Here is a 14499-nt window from a genome sequence, read left to right as displayed (position 1 = left end):
CCCTGCGGTCGCCCGGCGGCCGCGGCGACTGGCGGGTGTACGTAATTACCGCCGATCCCGCGCAGGCCCGCGGACGCTCGCACATCGAGATTGCGGAGGCCGCGATCCGCGGAGGGGCAACCGCGGTGCAGCTCCGGATGAAGAACGCGCCGGCGCGCACCGTGCTCGAGACCGCCCGGCGCATCGCCGCGCGCTGCCGCGACGCGGGGGTGGCGTTCATCGTCAACGATCGTGTGGACGTCGCGCTCGCCGCGGAAGCCGGCGGCGTGCACGTCGGCCAGGACGACCTGCCGGCGGCGGCGACGCGGGCCCTGCTCGGCGCGGCGCCGTACCTCGGCGTGTCGGCGGCGACGCGGGAGGAGGCGGACGCGGCGTCGCGGGACGGCGCCGATTACCTCGGGGTCGGCGCGGTCTACGCGACGGCCACCAAACCCGACGCGGGGGAGGCGGTGGGGATCGCGCGCGTCCGCGAGGTCGCGGCGTCTTGCGACCTGCCCGTCGTCGGGATCGGCGGCATTACGATTGAGAACGCGGCCCCGGTCATCCGCGCCGGGGCGGCGGGTGTCGCCGTGATCACCGCGGTCACGATGGCGGACGACATGGCCGCCGCCACGCGGCGCCTGCGGGAGGAGGTCGATCGGGCGCGTGCCGGCTGAGATCTCATCGTGGCCGGCGAGTGGCGCCTGGCAGCGGCCGGGCCCGGCGCTCGGCGAGTTCGAGCTGATCGAACGCCTCCGGTCGCTCGTGCCCGGGGTCGGCGCCGGCGTGGTGCGGGGCATCGGTGACGACACGGCGGTCCTCCGGCCGGGTGCCACGGTGCTCGCCACCTGTGACGTGCAGGTGGAGGGCGTCCACTTCACCCGCGAGCTGTGCACGCCGGCGGACGTCGGGTGGCGGGCGCTCGCGGTGAACCTCAGCGACATCGCGGCGATGGGCGGTATCCCGAAGCACGCGCTCGTGTCGCTGCTGCTGCCGGCCTCGGCGGGCTCCGCCGCGGTCGAGGACCTGTACTGCGGCATGGCCGAAATCGCGCGGCTCCACGGCGTCGCCGTCGTCGGCGGGAACGTCTCCTTCACGCCCGGCCCGCTTGTCGTCGACGTGACGCTGCTCGGCGAAGCGGAACACCCGGTGTTGCGGCGCGGCGCGCGGCCCGGCGACGGTGTGTGGATGACGGGCTCGGCGGGGAAGTCCGCGGCCGGACGCTTTCTCTTGGAGCACGGCGACGTCGCCGTAACGGAACGCAGGACGCTGGAGGCGGCGTACAGGCGCCCCGTCCCCCGCGTCGCGGCGGGGCAGGTGCTCGGAGCGCTCGCCCGATCGGGGCTCGTCACGGCGATGATCGACACGAGCGACGGCACGGCGAGCGACCTGCTGCACCTTGCGGAGGCATCGCAGGTCGGGGCGCGCCTGGACGCGGCGTTGGTGCCGGTGCCGCGCGGGCTGGCGGACGCCGCCCGCGCGGCCGGACTGTCCTCGGACGCCTGGACGCTCGGGGGCGGCGAAGACTACGAACTGCTCTTTACCGCGGCGAAGGAGTTTGCGGGGCGCGCCGCCGAGGTCGCCGCGGCGGCCGGCGTCGCGCTCGCGCGGATCGGCGAGGTGCTGCCGGAGCGCGACGGACGGGTACTCGTCACGTCCGCGGGCGCGGTACCGCTCCGGCCGGCGGGCTGGGATCACCTGGCCCCCCGCCGCGCGTTTAGGTAGGAAGGGGACGTGGTATGCCGATCGCACGGGCACTGACGATCGCGGGGTCCGACTCCGGGGGCGGGGCGGGCATGCAGGCCGACCTGAAGACGTTTTCCGCTCTGGGGGTCTTCGGGCTCACCGCGGTCACCGCGATTACGGCGCAGAACACCCGGGACGTCGCGGGGATCGTCGAGATCGCGCCGGAGATGGTGGCGCGGCAAGTCGACGCGGTCGTCTCGGACATCGGCGTCGACGCCGCCAAGACCGGCATGCTCAGCAGCGCGGGCATCATCGAGACGGTCGCCGAACGGATCCGGCACCACCGCCTCGACCGGCTCGTCGTCGATCCGGTGATGATCGCGAAGGGTGGCGCGGCGCTCCTGCGACCCGACGCGGTAGACGCCCTGCGGCGGCATATCTTGCCGCTGGCGCTCGTGGTGACGCCGAACCTGCCGGAAGCCGAGGCGCTGTGCGGGATGCGGATCGGGACGCGGGCGCAGATGGACGACGCCGCGCGGCGGATCGCGGACCTCGGCCCGCGCTGGGTCGTGGTGAAGGGCGGCCACCTCGACGGCGCCGCGGTGGACGCGGTCTACGACGGCGCGCGGCTCGAGCACCTCGAAGCGCCGCGGATCGCGACGCGCAACACGCACGGCACAGGCTGCGTGTTCTCGGCGGCGATCACCGCGGGGCTGGCGCGCGGCCAGGAGGTGCCCGCGGCGATCCGCGCCGCGAAAACCTTCATCACGGGCGCGATTGCAGGCGCGCTCGCGATCGGCGGCGGGCACGGCCCGGTCAATCCGATGTGGCGCTCGGGCGCATAGGGCGGGGCGCCGACAACAGAGCGACGGGAGGATTTCACACCGATGGGTGACTATATGGTCCGCGCGACGGCGGCCGGTGATAGGGTGCGCGCCGTGGCGACGGTCACGACGGACATGGTCGAGGACGCCCGCATCCGGCATACGACGTCGGCGACGGCGACCGCGGCGCTCGGCCGGACGCTGACGGCCGCGGCGCTCTTGTCGGCGGGGCTCAAGGACGGCCAGCTGGTCACGCTGCGCGTGCTCGGCGACGGCCCGGCGGGCGGCATCATTACGCAGGCAGACGCATCCGGCCGAGTGCGTGGCTACGTCATGAACCCACAGGCCGACCTGCCGGCGACGCCGGCCCGCAAGCTCGACGTCGGCGGCCTCGTCGGCCGCAACGGGACGCTGCACGTAACGCGCGACCTCGGGATGCGCACGCCGTACCACGGTTCGGCGCCGCTCGTCTCCGGCGAGATCGGGGAGGACCTCGCGTCGTATTTCGCCCGGTCCGAGCAGGTGCCGTCGGCCGTGGCGCTCGGCGTGCTCGTCGGGCGCGACCTTCGCGTCCTCGCCGCGGGCGGGCTCTGCGTGCAGGCGTTGCCGGGCGCGGACCCCGAGGTCGTCGCGCGGATCGAGGAGCGGGTGCGAGCGCTGCCGCCGATCACGGATCTCGTCGCGGCGGGCCGGACGCCGGAGCAGCTGCTCGAGGCGGCGCTCGACGGCATGGCATCCGAGTCACCGAGCGCGGGCCCTGTCACGTTCGCGTGCCGCTGCACCCGCGAGCGTGTGCAAGGCATGCTGAGCGTGCTCGGCGCGGACGAGCTGGAGGCGCTGCTGGCGCAGGAAGGCCAGGCCGAGGTGACATGCCGGTTCTGCGGGGACCGCTACGTGCTGAGCGAGGACGAGGTGCGCGCGCTGATCGATGCGCTCCGGCGCGGGGCGCAGGACCCCGGCGCCGGAGGGCCCGTCGTCTAGACGCGGATCAGGCGACCCGCTTGACCTTGCCGGCTTTGAGGCAGGACGTGCAGACCGTCACGCGCTTGGCCGTGCCGCCGATCATCGCGCGGACCTTCTGCAAATTTGGATTGAACCGCCGCTTGGTCTTGTGATGCGAGTGGCTGACCCTGTTTCCCGTGCGCGGCTCCTTGCCGCACACGGCGCAACGTCGTGCCATGAGAAGAACCCCCTTATCGCCGCCGCGGGCGACGCCGGTAAGTCTAGCACACGAGCGCCGGGAGGGGCAACGCCTCAACCGTAGAACATGGACCGGACGCATCCCACGACCGCACACGTTCCAACAGACGACGCAGATCGGCGCAGGAGGGCAGGGGCGGCCATGGCGGGCGCTGGCAAGGCACCGGCTGGCGAGACCGCCGTGCCGTCCCTCGACACCCCGCTTCGCTATCTCCCCGGCGTCGGGCCGAAGCGCGCCGACCGTCTCGAGGAGGGACTCGGTCTCCGCACGGTCGGCGACCTGCTGTACCGGCCGCCCCGGCGCGTCGAAGACCGGCGCACGCTCCGCCAGGTCTACGACCTCGTGCACGGCGCCGTCGAGACGGTCGAGGGCACCGTCGGCAGCATCCGCGCGTTCCGCGTACGGCGGCGGCGAAACTTCGTCATCGTCAAGGCTGCGATCACCGACGGCTCCGGCGTGCTCCACGCCGTCTGGTACAACCAGGGCTACATCGTCCGGCAGCTGTCCGCCGGGGTGCGCGTCATCCTGCACGGACGCGTGCAGCGGCAGGGCGGCGAGATTCAGATGGTCGCGCCGGAGTTCGAAACCTTGGAACCCGGCGAGGACACGCTGCACGCCGGACGCATCGTCCCGGTCTACGGCGCCACCGAGGGCGTCACCCAGCGCATCCTCCGCACGATGGTCATGCGGGCGCTCGACGAGCACGCGCCCGCCGTCAGGGAATGGCTGCCCGACGCCCTCCGGAACCGGTACGCGTTTCCGCCCCTCGCCGTCGCGCTCCGCAGCCTGCATTTTCCGGAGACGGAAGACGATCAGCGCGCCGCGCGGAACCGGCTGGCCTACGAGGAACTGCTGCTGTTTCAGACGCTCCTGCTCCAGCATAAGCAGCGGCGGCAGCGCGAGCCGAAGGGCATCCGCTACGGCGACGCGGCGCCGCTGCTCGAGCGCTTCGAAGCCCGCCTTCCGTACCGGCTGACGCGCGCGCAGCGGCGGGTCGTCAACGAGATCACGCACGACATGAGCGCCCCGCATCCGATGAACCGCCTCCTACAGGGCGACGTGGGGTCCGGCAAGACGGTCGTCGCGGCCGAGGCGCTGCTGCGATCCATCGGCGGAGGAGCGCAGGGTGCGCTGATGGCGCCGACCGAGATCCTGGCCGGGCAGCACTACCTGAGCCTCAAAGAACTGCTCGAGCCGATCGGCGTGACGGTCGTGCTGCTGATCGGCGGGCTGTCGCGCGCCGCGAGGGCGGAGGCGCTCGATCTGATCCGCACCGGCGGCGCGGATCTCGTCATCGGGACGCACGCGCTGATCGAGGAGGACGTCAGCTTCTCGCGGCTCGGGCTCGTCGTCGTGGACGAACAGCACCGGTTCGGCGTGGCGCAGCGGGCGGCACTGCGCGGTAAAGGCACCCATCCGGACGTGCTGGTCATGACCGCGACTCCGATCCCGCGGACGCTCGCGCTGTCGCTCTACGGCGATCTCGACGTCTCGATCCTCGACGAGATGCCGCCGGGACGGATGCCGATCAAGACCTACGTCCGGCCGGGCGCCCGCCGTCCGCAGATCTACGCGTGGGCCGCGGACCGGGTCCGCGAGGGCCGCCAGGCGTACGTGGTGTGTCCGCTCATCGAAGAGAGCGACAAGCTCCAGGTCGAGGCCGCCACCGGCCTCGCCGAGCGGCTTCGCACCGGACCGCTCGCCGGGCTGCGCGTCGAGGTGCTGCACGGCCGGATGAAGGTCGACGAGCGGGACAAGATCATGCACGCGCTCCGCGCGGGGGCGATCGACGTGCTGGTCGCCACGACCGTCATCGAGGTCGGCATCGACGTGCCGAACGCCACCGTCATGGTGATCGAAGACGCCGACCGCTTCGGGCTTTCCCAGCTCCATCAGCTGCGCGGACGCGTCGGCCGCGGCCGCCACGCCTCGTACTGTGTGCTGGTCGGCGATCCGAAGACCGAGGACGGCGGGTTCCGTCTCGAGGCGATGAAGCTGACGACCGACGGCTTCGAAATCGCGCAGCGGGACCTCGAGCTGCGCGGCATCGGCGAGCTGCTCGGCGAGGCCGGCCGCGAGGCGCTGCGGCAGCACGGCGTGCGCGGCGACCTCAAGATCGCCGATCTGGTGCGCGACCGCGAGTGGCTCGAGCGGGCGCGGACGGACGCCGCCGCGATCCTCGTCAAGGATCCGGCGCTCCGGCAACCGGCGCACCGGACGGTGGCCGAAGCGCTGCGGGCGCGCTTCGGCCAGGCGCCCGTCGAGAACGTGCGGGTGGGATGATGCGCGTCACCTCCGGCAGGGCCAAAGGCGCGCACCTTCGGACGCCCGGCGCGGGCGTGCGCCCGACCTCGAACCGCGTCAAAGAGGCGCTCTTCAACGCGCTCGCCCCGCGGCTCGAAGACGCGCGCGTCCTCGACCTCTTCGCCGGTACGGGCGCGCTCGGCATCGAGGCGCTGAGCCGCGGCGCGGCACGGGCCGTGTTCGTCGAGCGCGATCCACGCGCGGTCGGCGCGATTCGCCGCAACATCGCCGCGGCGCAGGTCGACGATCGCACGGAAGTCCGGCGCGGCGCGGTGCCGGGCGCGCTCGACGGGCTCGAGCGGGAGGGCGCGGGCTTCGACCTGATCGTGCTCGATCCTCCGTACGGCCAGGATCTGCCGGCGCGCACGCTGCGGCGTCTCGCGGCCTCGCCGCTTCTGGCTCCAGGCGGTATCATCGCCGCGGAAGGGCACTGGCGCGACGACCCGGGCGAGATCCCGGGACTTCGCCGGATTCGCGACGCGCGCTACGGCGAGACGGGCCTTTGGTTCTACGTGAGACAGGAGGCTGCGGATGCAGCCGAAGGTCCTGCGAAGACAGGGGAAGGTGGTGGCGCATGACAAAGGCGGACGGTGTCACCGCGGTCTACCCCGGCAGCTTCGATCCGGTCCACAACGGCCACATCGACATCATCGTCCGGGCGCGGCGCGTCTTCGGCCGCGTGGTCGTGGCGGTGGCCAACAACCTCGGCAAGCAGCCGATGTTTTCGACCGACGATCGCGTCGAGATGCTGCGGGCGGCGATGGCGGGGCAGGAGGGCATCGAGGTGCGGGCGTTCGAGGGCCTCACGGTCGAGTTCGCGGCCTCGATCCATGCCGGGGTGATCGTCCGGGGCCTGCGCGCCAACGAGGACTTCGAATTCGAGCTCAAGATGGCCGCTATGAACAAGCGGTTACATCCGGAGATCGAGACCGTCTTTATGATGACGAGTCCCGAATACGCCTATCTAAGCTCGACGCTCATTCGGGAGGTGACGTCGTTCGGCGGTTCCGTCGCGGGATTGATTCCCGCAGCGGCAGGAGAGCGCCTCGCGCGCGCCCCAAAGCCGCGCCGGCCCGCGTAACTCAAGACACGTGCCATCGATTCCCGAGGTCGCCTGCTCTGCCTTGACAATGGAAACCGGCGATCCGTATAATGAACGGGTGTTCGTGTGCCCGGCGAGATCCGCCGGGCACTGTGTTGTTAGGGTGGTGTAGCGAACGTGCGCGTGAGCGTGAGTGAGCTGCTGGCGGACCGCGACGGCGTCCGGGTGCTCGCGTTCGCGGAACCGCTGCCCGCGCCGAGCGAAGACATCGCCTTCGTCGGGCCGGTCGCCGGCGAAATTCGGCTGACCGGGACGGCCGGGGGCGTGTCGCTTCGGGGCCGCGTCCGGGCGGCCGCCACGTGCACCTGCGGCGCCTGCCTCCGGCGTTTTGACCTGCCGTTGACCGTGGAGGTCGCCGAGGACTACGGGCCGCGGACGGGGCAACCCGAGGAAGCCGACGCGGAGCGGGAGCTGACCGCCCGCGATTTTCTGGTCCCGGTGGAGCAGGGCGACACGATCGACGTTGCGGAGGTGGTCCGGCAGCACGTGCTGCTGGCTCTGCCGCTCGCGCCGCGCTGCCGGGACGATTGCCCCGGCCTCTGTCCCCGCTGCGGGGCGGACCTCAACAACGGGCCGTGCGGGTGCGCGGCCGACAACGTGGATCCGAGACTGGAGGTCCTGCGGCGCTGGCGCGCCGGAGACGGCGAGGCGTAAGGGAGCGTGACGAGATGGGACTGACCAAACGGCGATTCAGCAAGGCCCGCACCGCGTCCCGCCGCGCCGTATTCAAGGCGCGCGCGGTGACGCTCGTCGACTGCCCGCAGTGCCACGCGCGGATGGTGCCGCACCGCGTCTGCCCCGCCTGCGGCTACTACGGCGGGCGTCAGGCGATCCAGATCAAGACGAAGGAAGACAAGAGCGCCTAGTGATCCTCCGCGTGGGGCCGCGCGTGTGATGCGGGTCGCGCTCGACGCGATGGGAGGCGACCACGCGCCGCACGAGATCGTCGCCGGCGCCGCGGACGCGGTCCGGGACCTCGACGTCGAAGTCGTGCTCGTCGGTCCCGCCGACCGCCTAAAGGATGAACTGCGCCACTTCCCGGACCAGGGGCGCCTGCGGATCGTCGACGCCCCCGAGGTCATCGGCATGGCCGAAGCGCCCGCGATGGCCCTCCGCCGGAAGCGTCGCTCGTCGATCGCGGTCGCGCTCGATCTCGTGCGGCGCGGCGAGGCCGACGCCATGGTCAGCGCGGGCAACACCGGCGCGGTGATGGCCGCGGCGCTCTTGACGCTGCGGCCGATCGAGGGGATCGACCGCCCGGCGATCGCGGCGGTGCTGCCCACGCGCCGCGAGCGCGGCCGCGTGATCATGCTCGACGCCGGCGCCAACGTGGACTGCCGCCCCAAGCATCTGCTGCAGTTCGGCGTGATGGGCAGCGTCTACGCCGCGCGCGTCCTCGGCGTCGAGTCGCCGCGCGTCGGCCTCCTCAGCAACGGCGAAGAGGACACGAAGGGCAACGAGCTCGTGATCCGCTCGGCGGAGCTGCTCCGGCGGTCCGGCCTCCGGTTCATCGGCAACGTGGAAGGCCGCGGGGTCTTCGCGGGCGACGCGGACGTCGTGGTCTGCGACGGTTTCGTCGGCAACGTCGTTCTCAAGTTCGGCGAAGGTCTGGCCCTCGGCATCTTCAGCCTGCTACGCGAGGAGCTGAGCCGCGGGCTTTTCGTCCGGCTCGGCGTGGCGCTCGCCCGCCCGCGCCTGCGCGCGCTGGCCCTCCGGCTCGACCACACCGAGTACGGCGGCGCCCCGCTCCTCGGCGTCGACGGCATCTGCATCGTGAGCCACGGCAGCTCGAAGGCGAGAGCCGTCCGCAACGCTGTCGGCCTGGCCGCCGAATCGGTGCGCGCGCGCATGGTCGAGGCGATCCGGGCCGACGTCGCGCATCTCGCGGAACTGGCGCTCGCGCAGGGATTCTCCGCGGTCTGACTTCACCAGGAGGCGACGCGTGCGAAGCGGATCCACGATCGTGGGGATGGGCCGGTGCGTGCCCGAGCGCGTGCTGACCAACGCGGAGCTCGCGGCGACGGTCGAGACCACGCCCGCGTGGATCGAATCGCACACCGGTATCCAGGAGCGCCACATCGCGGGGCCCGAGACGGCCACCTCGGACCTGGCTTACGGCGCTGCGGTCGAGGCGCTCCGGGCGGCCGGCGTCGCGCCCGCGGACGTGGACCTGATCGTTGTCGGCACGACGACGCCCGACATGGTCTTCCCGAGTGTGGCGTGCCTCCTTCAGCAGCGGCTCGGCACGCGCACCGTCGGCTGCCTCGACGTCTCCGCGGCGTGTTCGAGCTTCATGTACGCGCTGAGCGTCGCCCACGCCGCCGTCGTCGCCGATCAGGCCGAGACCGTCCTGGTCGTCGGGGCCGAGACACTCTCGCGGATCACGAACTGGCGGGACCGCGCGACCTGTATTCTGTTCGGAGACGCGGCGGGCGCCGCGGTCGTGCGTCCCGCGCGCGAGGGCTACGGCTTTCTCTCGTTCGCGCTCGGCGGAGACGGCCGGGCGGGTGCCGCGCAGCTGTACCTGCCGGCGGGGGGCAGCCGGAAACCCGCGTCGTTCGAAACGGTGGAGCACCAGGAGCACACCATCCGCATGGCCGGCCCCGAAGTCTACAAGTTCGCGGTCCGGACGATCCCGCGCGCCGCGCTGGAGGCGATCGCCAAAGCCGGCCTCGCGCCCGCGGATATCGACTTCGTGATTCCGCATCAGGCGAATCTACGCATCATCCAGTCGGCGGCGCACTGGATGCGCGTGCCGATCGAAAAATTCTACGTCAACGTCCAGCACTACGGCAACACGTCGGCCGCGTCGGTGCCCGTGGCGCTCTACGAAGCGGTCGCGACGGAGCGCGTGCGCGAGGGCGCCATCGGCGTCATGGTGGCGTTCGGCGGCGGGTACACGTGGGGCGCCTGCGCGATCCGGTGGGGCGGGGCGGCGTGACGACCGCGGCCGTCTTTCCCGGCCAGGGCGCGCAGCACGTCGGAATGGGCCGCGAGCTCGCGGAGCGGCATCCCGAGGCGCGCGAGATCTTCCGCCGGGCGAGCGCCGCGGCCGGCGTAGACCTCTACCGGATGTGCGCCGAAGGCCCGGAAGAGGCGCTGCGGCAGACCGAGAACACGCAGCCGGCGCTCCTGACCGCAAGCCTCGCCTGTCTCGCGACGGTGCCGCTCGCGCCGGCCTGCGCGGCCGGCCTCAGCCTCGGCGAGTACACGGCGCTCGTGTGTGCGGGCGCCCTGGCGCTCGAAGACGCGGTGCGGCTCGTGCGGCTGCGCGGACGGTACATGCAGGAGGCCTGTCTGGGACGCGACACGATGATGGCCGCGCTGATGGGGCTCGACGGCGACCGGGTGCGCGCGGTGTGCGAGGCGCAGGCCCACCTCGGCGTGGTGGAGCCGTCGAACTTCAACAGTCCCGGGCAGGTCGTCGTCGGTGGAGAGGCGGCCGCGGTCCGCGCCGTGCTCGAGGCCGCGAAGGCCGCCGGCGCGCGGCGGGCGATGCCCCTGGCCGTGAGCGCGCCGTTCCATACGCGGCTCATGGCCCCGGCCGCGGAGCGGCTCGCCGGCGATCTCGAGGCGCTGCCGCTGCGGGATGCCCGCATTCCGGTCTTTGCAAACGTCTCCGCCGCGCCGGTGCGGATCGCGGACGAGATCCGCCGGGCGCTGCTGGCGCAGGTCGCCTCCCCCGTTCGCTGGGAAGAGTCCGTGCGGGCAATGCGCCGGGACGGGGTCGATCTCTTTGTCGAGATCGGTCCGGGCACCACGGTGAGCGGCATGATCCGCCGGACCGTCGACGCGGCGACCTGCCACGTCGAGGACGCCGCCTCCCGCGACGAGGCGCTCACGCTGCTGACGGCGCCGGGAGTGGCGACCTGATCGCCGCGGGGCGCGTCGCGCTCGTCACCGGCGCATCGGGCGGCATCGGAGGCGCGATCGCCGCGCGCCTGGCCCGGGAAGGCGCGGCCGTGATCGTCCATTACGGCCGCAACGCCCAGGGGGCCGAGGAGACGCTGCGGGAGATCACCGCCGCGGGCGGCGAGGGAACGATCCTCCAGGCCGACCTAACCGACGTCGAGGCCTGCCGGCAGTGCGCCGACGCGGCGCACGCGTGGCGCGGGCGGCTCGACATCGTCGTCAACAACGCCGGGCTCACGCGCGACGGCCTCTTGGTGCGGATGCGCGACGAGGACTGGCACGAAATCATGGCGATCAACCTGCACGCGACGTTCTACTTGACCCGCGCCGTGCTGCGTGAGATGCTCCGGCACCGATGGGGCCGGGTCGTGAACATCTCGTCCGTCGTGGCGGAGGTCGGGAACCCGGGGCAGGCGAACTACATCGCGGCCAAGGCCGGCGTGATCGGCTTCACGAAGGCGGTCGCGCGGGAAGTAGCCACGCGCGGAATCACGGTCAACGCGGTGTCGCCGGGGTACATCGACACCGGGCTGACGGGCAAGCTCACGGACGCCCAGCGCGCGCGCTTCGTCGAACAGATCCCGGTGGGGCGGACCGGCCGGCCGGATGAGGTCGCCGCCGCGGTCGCGTTTTTCGCGGCCGATGACGCGTCGTACGTCACCGGGCAGGTCCTGAACGTCGACGGCGGACTGGTCATGCGGTAATCACGGGAGGTGCACGAATGGCATCGGCATTTGACCGGGTGAAGGCGATCGTGGTGGAGCAGCTCGGCGTGGACGCCGCCCAGGTGACGCCGCAGTCGAAGTTCGTCGAAGACCTGGGCGCGGATTCGCTCGACGTCGTCGAGCTCGTCATGGCCCTCGAGGAAGAGTTCGACATCGAGATCCCGGACGAGGACGCGGAGAAGATCGCGACCGTCGGCGAGGCGGTCAAGTACATCGAGGGCCACGTCGAGGCGCCCGCGGAATAACCGGGCGCGTCCTGCAAATGACCGAACACCGGGTGGCCGTGACCGGCCTGGGCGTCGTCAGTCCGATCGGCACGACCACCGAAACATTCTGGAACGCCTTGATGGAGGGCCGCTCCGGCGTCCGCCGGATCACGGCGTTCGATCCGTCGCCGTACGCCTGCCAGATCGCGGCGGAAGTCGTCGACTTCGACCCCGCCGCGTACCTCGACCGCAAAGAAGTCCGGCGCAACGACCGCAACGTGCACTTGGCCGTCGCGGCCGCGCGCCAGGCGCTCGACGACGCCGGCCTGCGGATCACCCCGCAGCTTCGCGACGACGTCGGCATCATCATCGGCACCGGCACCGGCGGCGCCATCACCTGGGAAGGGCAGCACCAACTGCTGCTCGAGCGCGGGCCCGGCCGCGTCAGCCCGTTCTTCGTCCCGATGATGATGCACAACAGCGCTTCCGCCATCGTCGGCATGCTGACGGGCGCACGCGGCCCCAACTTCTCCGTGGCCTCCGCCTGCGCTACCGGCGGCCACGCGATCGGCGAGGCGATGCGCAAGATCCAGCGCGGCGACGCGGTCGCGATGATCTGCGGCGGCGCCGAAGCCGCGATCACGCCGCTGAGCCTCGCCGGGTTCACGGCCGAAAAAGCGCTCAGCACCCGCAACGACGCCCCGGCGAAGGCCGTCCGGCCTTTCGACCTTCACCGGGACGGCTTCGTGATGGGCGAGGGGGCCGGCGTGGTGGTGATCGAGGCGTGGGAGCACGCCGAGCGCCGCGGCGCCCGCGTCCACGCGGAGCTCGTCGGCTACGGGGCCAGCGCGGACGCCTTCCACATCACGCAGCCCGACCCGGAGGGCGACGGCGCCGCGCTGGCGATGCGGCGGGCCCTGCGGGACGCGAAGCTCGAACCGCATGAGATCGGCTACATCAACGCGCACGGCACGAGCACCGAGTACAACGACAAGTTCGAGACCTTCGCCATCAAACGGGTCTTCGGCGAGGCTGCGAAGCGCGTGCCGGTCAGTTCGACGAAGTCGATGACCGGGCACCTGCTCGGTGCGGCCGGCGGCGTGGAGCTGATCGCCGCCATCCTCGCCGTCGCCCGCGGCATGCTGCCGCCCACGATCAACTACGAGACGCCCGATCCGGAGTGCGACCTCGACTACGTGCCGAACAGGGCGCGGCCGGCGAAGATTACCGCCGCGATGTCGAACGGCTTCGGCTTCGGCGGCCACAACTCGATCCTGATCGTGAAGAGCCCGTCCTAGTATGGTCGAGGTGATCGAGCCGCTCGCTCCGGACCGCGACGCGCAGCTCGCGGAGCTGGAACGGCGGCTCGACGTGCACTTCCGCGACCGGACGCTGCTGCACACCGCGCTCGTGCACGGCTCGGTCGGCGCGGAAGCTCGCAGCCGGCACGGCGACAACTACGAGCGGCTGGAATTTCTCGGCGACGCGGTCCTCAACCTCGTGGTCGCCGATCACCTCTACCGGCTCTTTCCCACGCGGCTCGAAGGCGACCTCGCGCGCTTGCGCGCGTCGGTCGTCAGCGAAGGCCCGCTCGCCCAGATCGCCCGCGCGATGGACCTCGGCCGCTACATGCTGCTGGGACGGGGGGAGGAGAAGGGCGGGGGACGGTCGCGCGCGTCGCTGCTCGCCGATGCGCTCGAAGCGGTCGTCGGCGCGGTGTATGTCGACGCGGGCTACGGCGTCGCGCACCACTGCGTGACGCGGTGGTTTGCGGAGGACCTGTCCCGGCTCGAGGAGCCGGGCGGCAGCGACTACAAGAGCCTGCTTCAAGAACTCGTGCAGCAGCGCGAGCGCCGCCTGCCGCGATACCGCATCACCGGCCAGGAAGGCCCGGAGCACAACCGGGCGTTCGTGGCGGTGGTGGAGGTGAGCGGCCGGGTGATCGGCGAGGGACGGGGCAAGAGCAAGAAAGAAGCCGAGCAGGCCGCGGCGCAGCAGGCCCTCGAGCACCTCCGGCGGAGCCGGGCGGGTTGAAGCATCTCTGGGCCCCCTGGCGGCTGCACTACATTAAAGGACCGCCGATGCCGGACTGCATCTTCTGCACGTTTCCCCGCGAGGGACGCGACCGTGAGCGCGGTATCCTGATCCAGGGCCGGCTCGCCTTCGTCATCCTGAACCTGTACCCGTACAACTCGGGCCACCTCATGGTGGTACCGCACCGCCACGTCGCCGACCCGGCCGACCTCACGAACGACGAGCAGCTCGAGATGCAGCAGTTCGTGGTCGCCTCCATGCGCGCGCTGCGCGAGGTCTACCGGCCGGAGGGGTTCAACATCGGCATGAACGTCGGCCACGCGGCCGGCGCCGGCATCGCCGACCACCTGCACACTCACGTCGTCCCGCGCTGGGTGGGCGACACGAACTTCATGCCGGTCCTCGGCGAGACCAAAGTGCTGCCCGAGGAGCTGACCGTGACCTACGACCGGCTCGCGGCGGTGCTCCGCGCGGGCTCCGCGGCCGGCCCGCAGTCCTGACGCTCCGGCGTTTTCAAGCCGCCGGC

At 71.9% G+C, this 14499-nt stretch carries 18 protein-coding genes; 17 read left to right on the top strand and 1 reads right to left on the bottom strand.

The window, feature by feature from the left end; all coding sequences use genetic code 11:
* Positions 1–2 precede the first annotated feature (2 nt).
* From thiE to hslO, 4 genes are read left to right on the top strand one after another with little or no spacing between them, the layout of a single operon-like run.
* Positions 3–656, top strand: coding sequence for a thiamine phosphate synthase (gene thiE / locus VFL28_09150; GenBank protein HET7264826.1), 654 nt, complete (start codon positions 3–5; stop codon positions 654–656).
* Positions 646–1704: a thiamine-phosphate kinase gene (gene thiL / locus VFL28_09145; GenBank protein ID HET7264825.1), complete on the top strand. Its 1059-nt coding sequence runs from the start codon at positions 646–648 to the stop codon at positions 1702–1704. Before thiE ends, thiL begins: the two co-directional genes overlap by 11 nt.
* A gap of 14 nt (positions 1705–1718) precedes the next feature.
* The gene (gene thiD, locus VFL28_09140) at positions 1719–2510 is read left to right on the top strand and encodes a bifunctional hydroxymethylpyrimidine kinase/phosphomethylpyrimidine kinase (protein ID HET7264824.1); all 792 of its coding nucleotides are present in this window, start codon (positions 1719–1721) and stop codon (positions 2508–2510) included.
* Positions 2511–2552: 42 nt separating this feature from the next.
* The gene (gene hslO / locus VFL28_09135) at positions 2553–3470 is read left to right on the top strand and encodes an Hsp33 family molecular chaperone HslO (protein ID HET7264823.1); all 918 of its coding nucleotides are present in this window, start codon (positions 2553–2555) and stop codon (positions 3468–3470) included.
* Positions 3471–3477: 7 nt separating this feature from the next.
* Here the strand turns inward: hslO and rpmB are convergent, their stop codons facing one another.
* Positions 3478–3669: a 50S ribosomal protein L28 gene (gene rpmB / locus VFL28_09130; GenBank protein HET7264822.1), complete on the bottom strand. Its 192-nt coding sequence runs from the start codon at positions 3667–3669 to the stop codon at positions 3478–3480.
* A 162-nt stretch (positions 3670–3831) separates the two neighbouring features.
* Here rpmB and recG point away from each other — a divergent pair, with 162 nt between their 5' ends.
* From recG to VFL28_09065, 13 genes are all read left to right on the top strand, one after another.
* A complete protein-coding gene (recG, locus tag VFL28_09125; protein HET7264821.1) occupies positions 3832–5973 on the top strand; it encodes an ATP-dependent DNA helicase RecG in 2142 nt (713 codons plus the stop codon).
* Positions 5970–6572: a 16S rRNA (guanine(966)-N(2))-methyltransferase RsmD gene (rsmD, locus tag VFL28_09120; protein HET7264820.1), complete on the top strand. Its 603-nt coding sequence runs from the start codon at positions 5970–5972 to the stop codon at positions 6570–6572. Before recG ends, rsmD begins: the two co-directional genes overlap by 4 nt.
* Positions 6569–7075: a pantetheine-phosphate adenylyltransferase gene (gene coaD / locus VFL28_09115; protein ID HET7264819.1), complete on the top strand. Its 507-nt coding sequence runs from the start codon at positions 6569–6571 to the stop codon at positions 7073–7075. Before rsmD ends, coaD begins: the two co-directional genes overlap by 4 nt.
* Before the next feature lie 144 nt (positions 7076–7219).
* Positions 7220–7750, top strand: coding sequence for a DUF177 domain-containing protein (locus tag VFL28_09110; GenBank protein HET7264818.1), 531 nt, complete (start codon positions 7220–7222; stop codon positions 7748–7750).
* Positions 7751–7764: 14 nt separating this feature from the next.
* Complete coding sequence (gene rpmF, locus VFL28_09105) at positions 7765–7962, top strand: 50S ribosomal protein L32 (protein HET7264817.1); 198 nt, start codon at positions 7765–7767, stop codon at positions 7960–7962.
* Positions 7963–7990: 28 nt separating this feature from the next.
* Entirely contained in the window at positions 7991–9019 is a 1029-nt protein-coding gene (plsX, locus tag VFL28_09100; protein HET7264816.1) for a phosphate acyltransferase PlsX, read from the top strand.
* Positions 9020–9038: 19 nt separating this feature from the next.
* Positions 9039–10037: a beta-ketoacyl-ACP synthase III gene (locus tag VFL28_09095; GenBank protein HET7264815.1), complete on the top strand. Its 999-nt coding sequence runs from the start codon at positions 9039–9041 to the stop codon at positions 10035–10037.
* Complete coding sequence (gene fabD, locus VFL28_09090; GenBank protein HET7264814.1) at positions 9998–10969, top strand: ACP S-malonyltransferase; 972 nt, start codon at positions 9998–10000, stop codon at positions 10967–10969. The genes VFL28_09095 and fabD overlap by 40 nt, the downstream gene beginning before the upstream one ends.
* Positions 10966–11712, top strand: coding sequence for a 3-oxoacyl-[acyl-carrier-protein] reductase (gene fabG / locus VFL28_09085; GenBank protein HET7264813.1), 747 nt, complete (start codon positions 10966–10968; stop codon positions 11710–11712). The genes fabD and fabG overlap by 4 nt, the downstream gene beginning before the upstream one ends.
* Before the next feature lie 17 nt (positions 11713–11729).
* Positions 11730–11978, top strand: coding sequence for an acyl carrier protein (acpP, locus tag VFL28_09080; GenBank protein ID HET7264812.1), 249 nt, complete (start codon positions 11730–11732; stop codon positions 11976–11978).
* Positions 11979–11995: 17 nt separating this feature from the next.
* A complete protein-coding gene (gene fabF, locus VFL28_09075) occupies positions 11996–13237 on the top strand; it encodes a beta-ketoacyl-ACP synthase II (GenBank protein HET7264811.1) in 1242 nt (413 codons plus the stop codon).
* Between the two features lies 1 nt (position 13238).
* Positions 13239–13973, top strand: coding sequence for a ribonuclease III (gene rnc / locus VFL28_09070; GenBank protein ID HET7264810.1), 735 nt, complete (start codon positions 13239–13241; stop codon positions 13971–13973).
* Positions 13970–14473, top strand: a complete 504-nt coding sequence (locus VFL28_09065) for an HIT domain-containing protein (GenBank protein HET7264809.1) — start codon at positions 13970–13972, stop codon at positions 14471–14473. The genes rnc and VFL28_09065 overlap by 4 nt, the downstream gene beginning before the upstream one ends.
* Positions 14474–14499: the final 26 nt, after the last annotated feature.

The sequence above is a fragment of the bacterium genome (assembly GCA_035691305.1).
GTDB lineage: Bacteria > Sysuimicrobiota > Sysuimicrobiia > Sysuimicrobiales > Segetimicrobiaceae > DASSJF01.
The sequence above is the reverse complement of the archived record's forward strand: the minus strand, read 5'-3'. Positions and strand labels throughout refer to the sequence as shown.

Bases quoted from the DNA above. Each gene is read 5' to 3' on its own strand.
- thiD (HET7264824.1), top strand. From the start codon at position 1,719: ATGCCGATCGCACGGGCACTGACGATCGCGGGGTCCGACTCCGGGGGC.
- hslO (HET7264823.1), top strand. From the start codon at position 2,553: ATGGGTGACTATATGGTCCGCGCGACGGCGGCCGGTGATAGGGTGCGC.
- rpmB (HET7264822.1), bottom strand. From the start codon at position 3,669: ATGGCACGACGTTGCGCCGTGTGCGGCAAGGAGCCGCGCACGGGAAAC.
- recG (HET7264821.1), top strand. From the start codon at position 3,832: ATGGCGGGCGCTGGCAAGGCACCGGCTGGCGAGACCGCCGTGCCGTCC.
- rsmD (HET7264820.1), top strand. From the start codon at position 5,970: ATGATGCGCGTCACCTCCGGCAGGGCCAAAGGCGCGCACCTTCGGACG.
- coaD (HET7264819.1), top strand. From the start codon at position 6,569: ATGACAAAGGCGGACGGTGTCACCGCGGTCTACCCCGGCAGCTTCGAT.
- rpmF (HET7264817.1), top strand. From the start codon at position 7,765: ATGGGACTGACCAAACGGCGATTCAGCAAGGCCCGCACCGCGTCCCGC.
- plsX (HET7264816.1), top strand. From the start codon at position 7,991: ATGCGGGTCGCGCTCGACGCGATGGGAGGCGACCACGCGCCGCACGAG.
- acpP (HET7264812.1), top strand. From the start codon at position 11,730: ATGGCATCGGCATTTGACCGGGTGAAGGCGATCGTGGTGGAGCAGCTC.
- fabF (HET7264811.1), top strand. From the start codon at position 11,996: ATGACCGAACACCGGGTGGCCGTGACCGGCCTGGGCGTCGTCAGTCCG.
- rnc (HET7264810.1), top strand. From the start codon at position 13,239: ATGGTCGAGGTGATCGAGCCGCTCGCTCCGGACCGCGACGCGCAGCTC.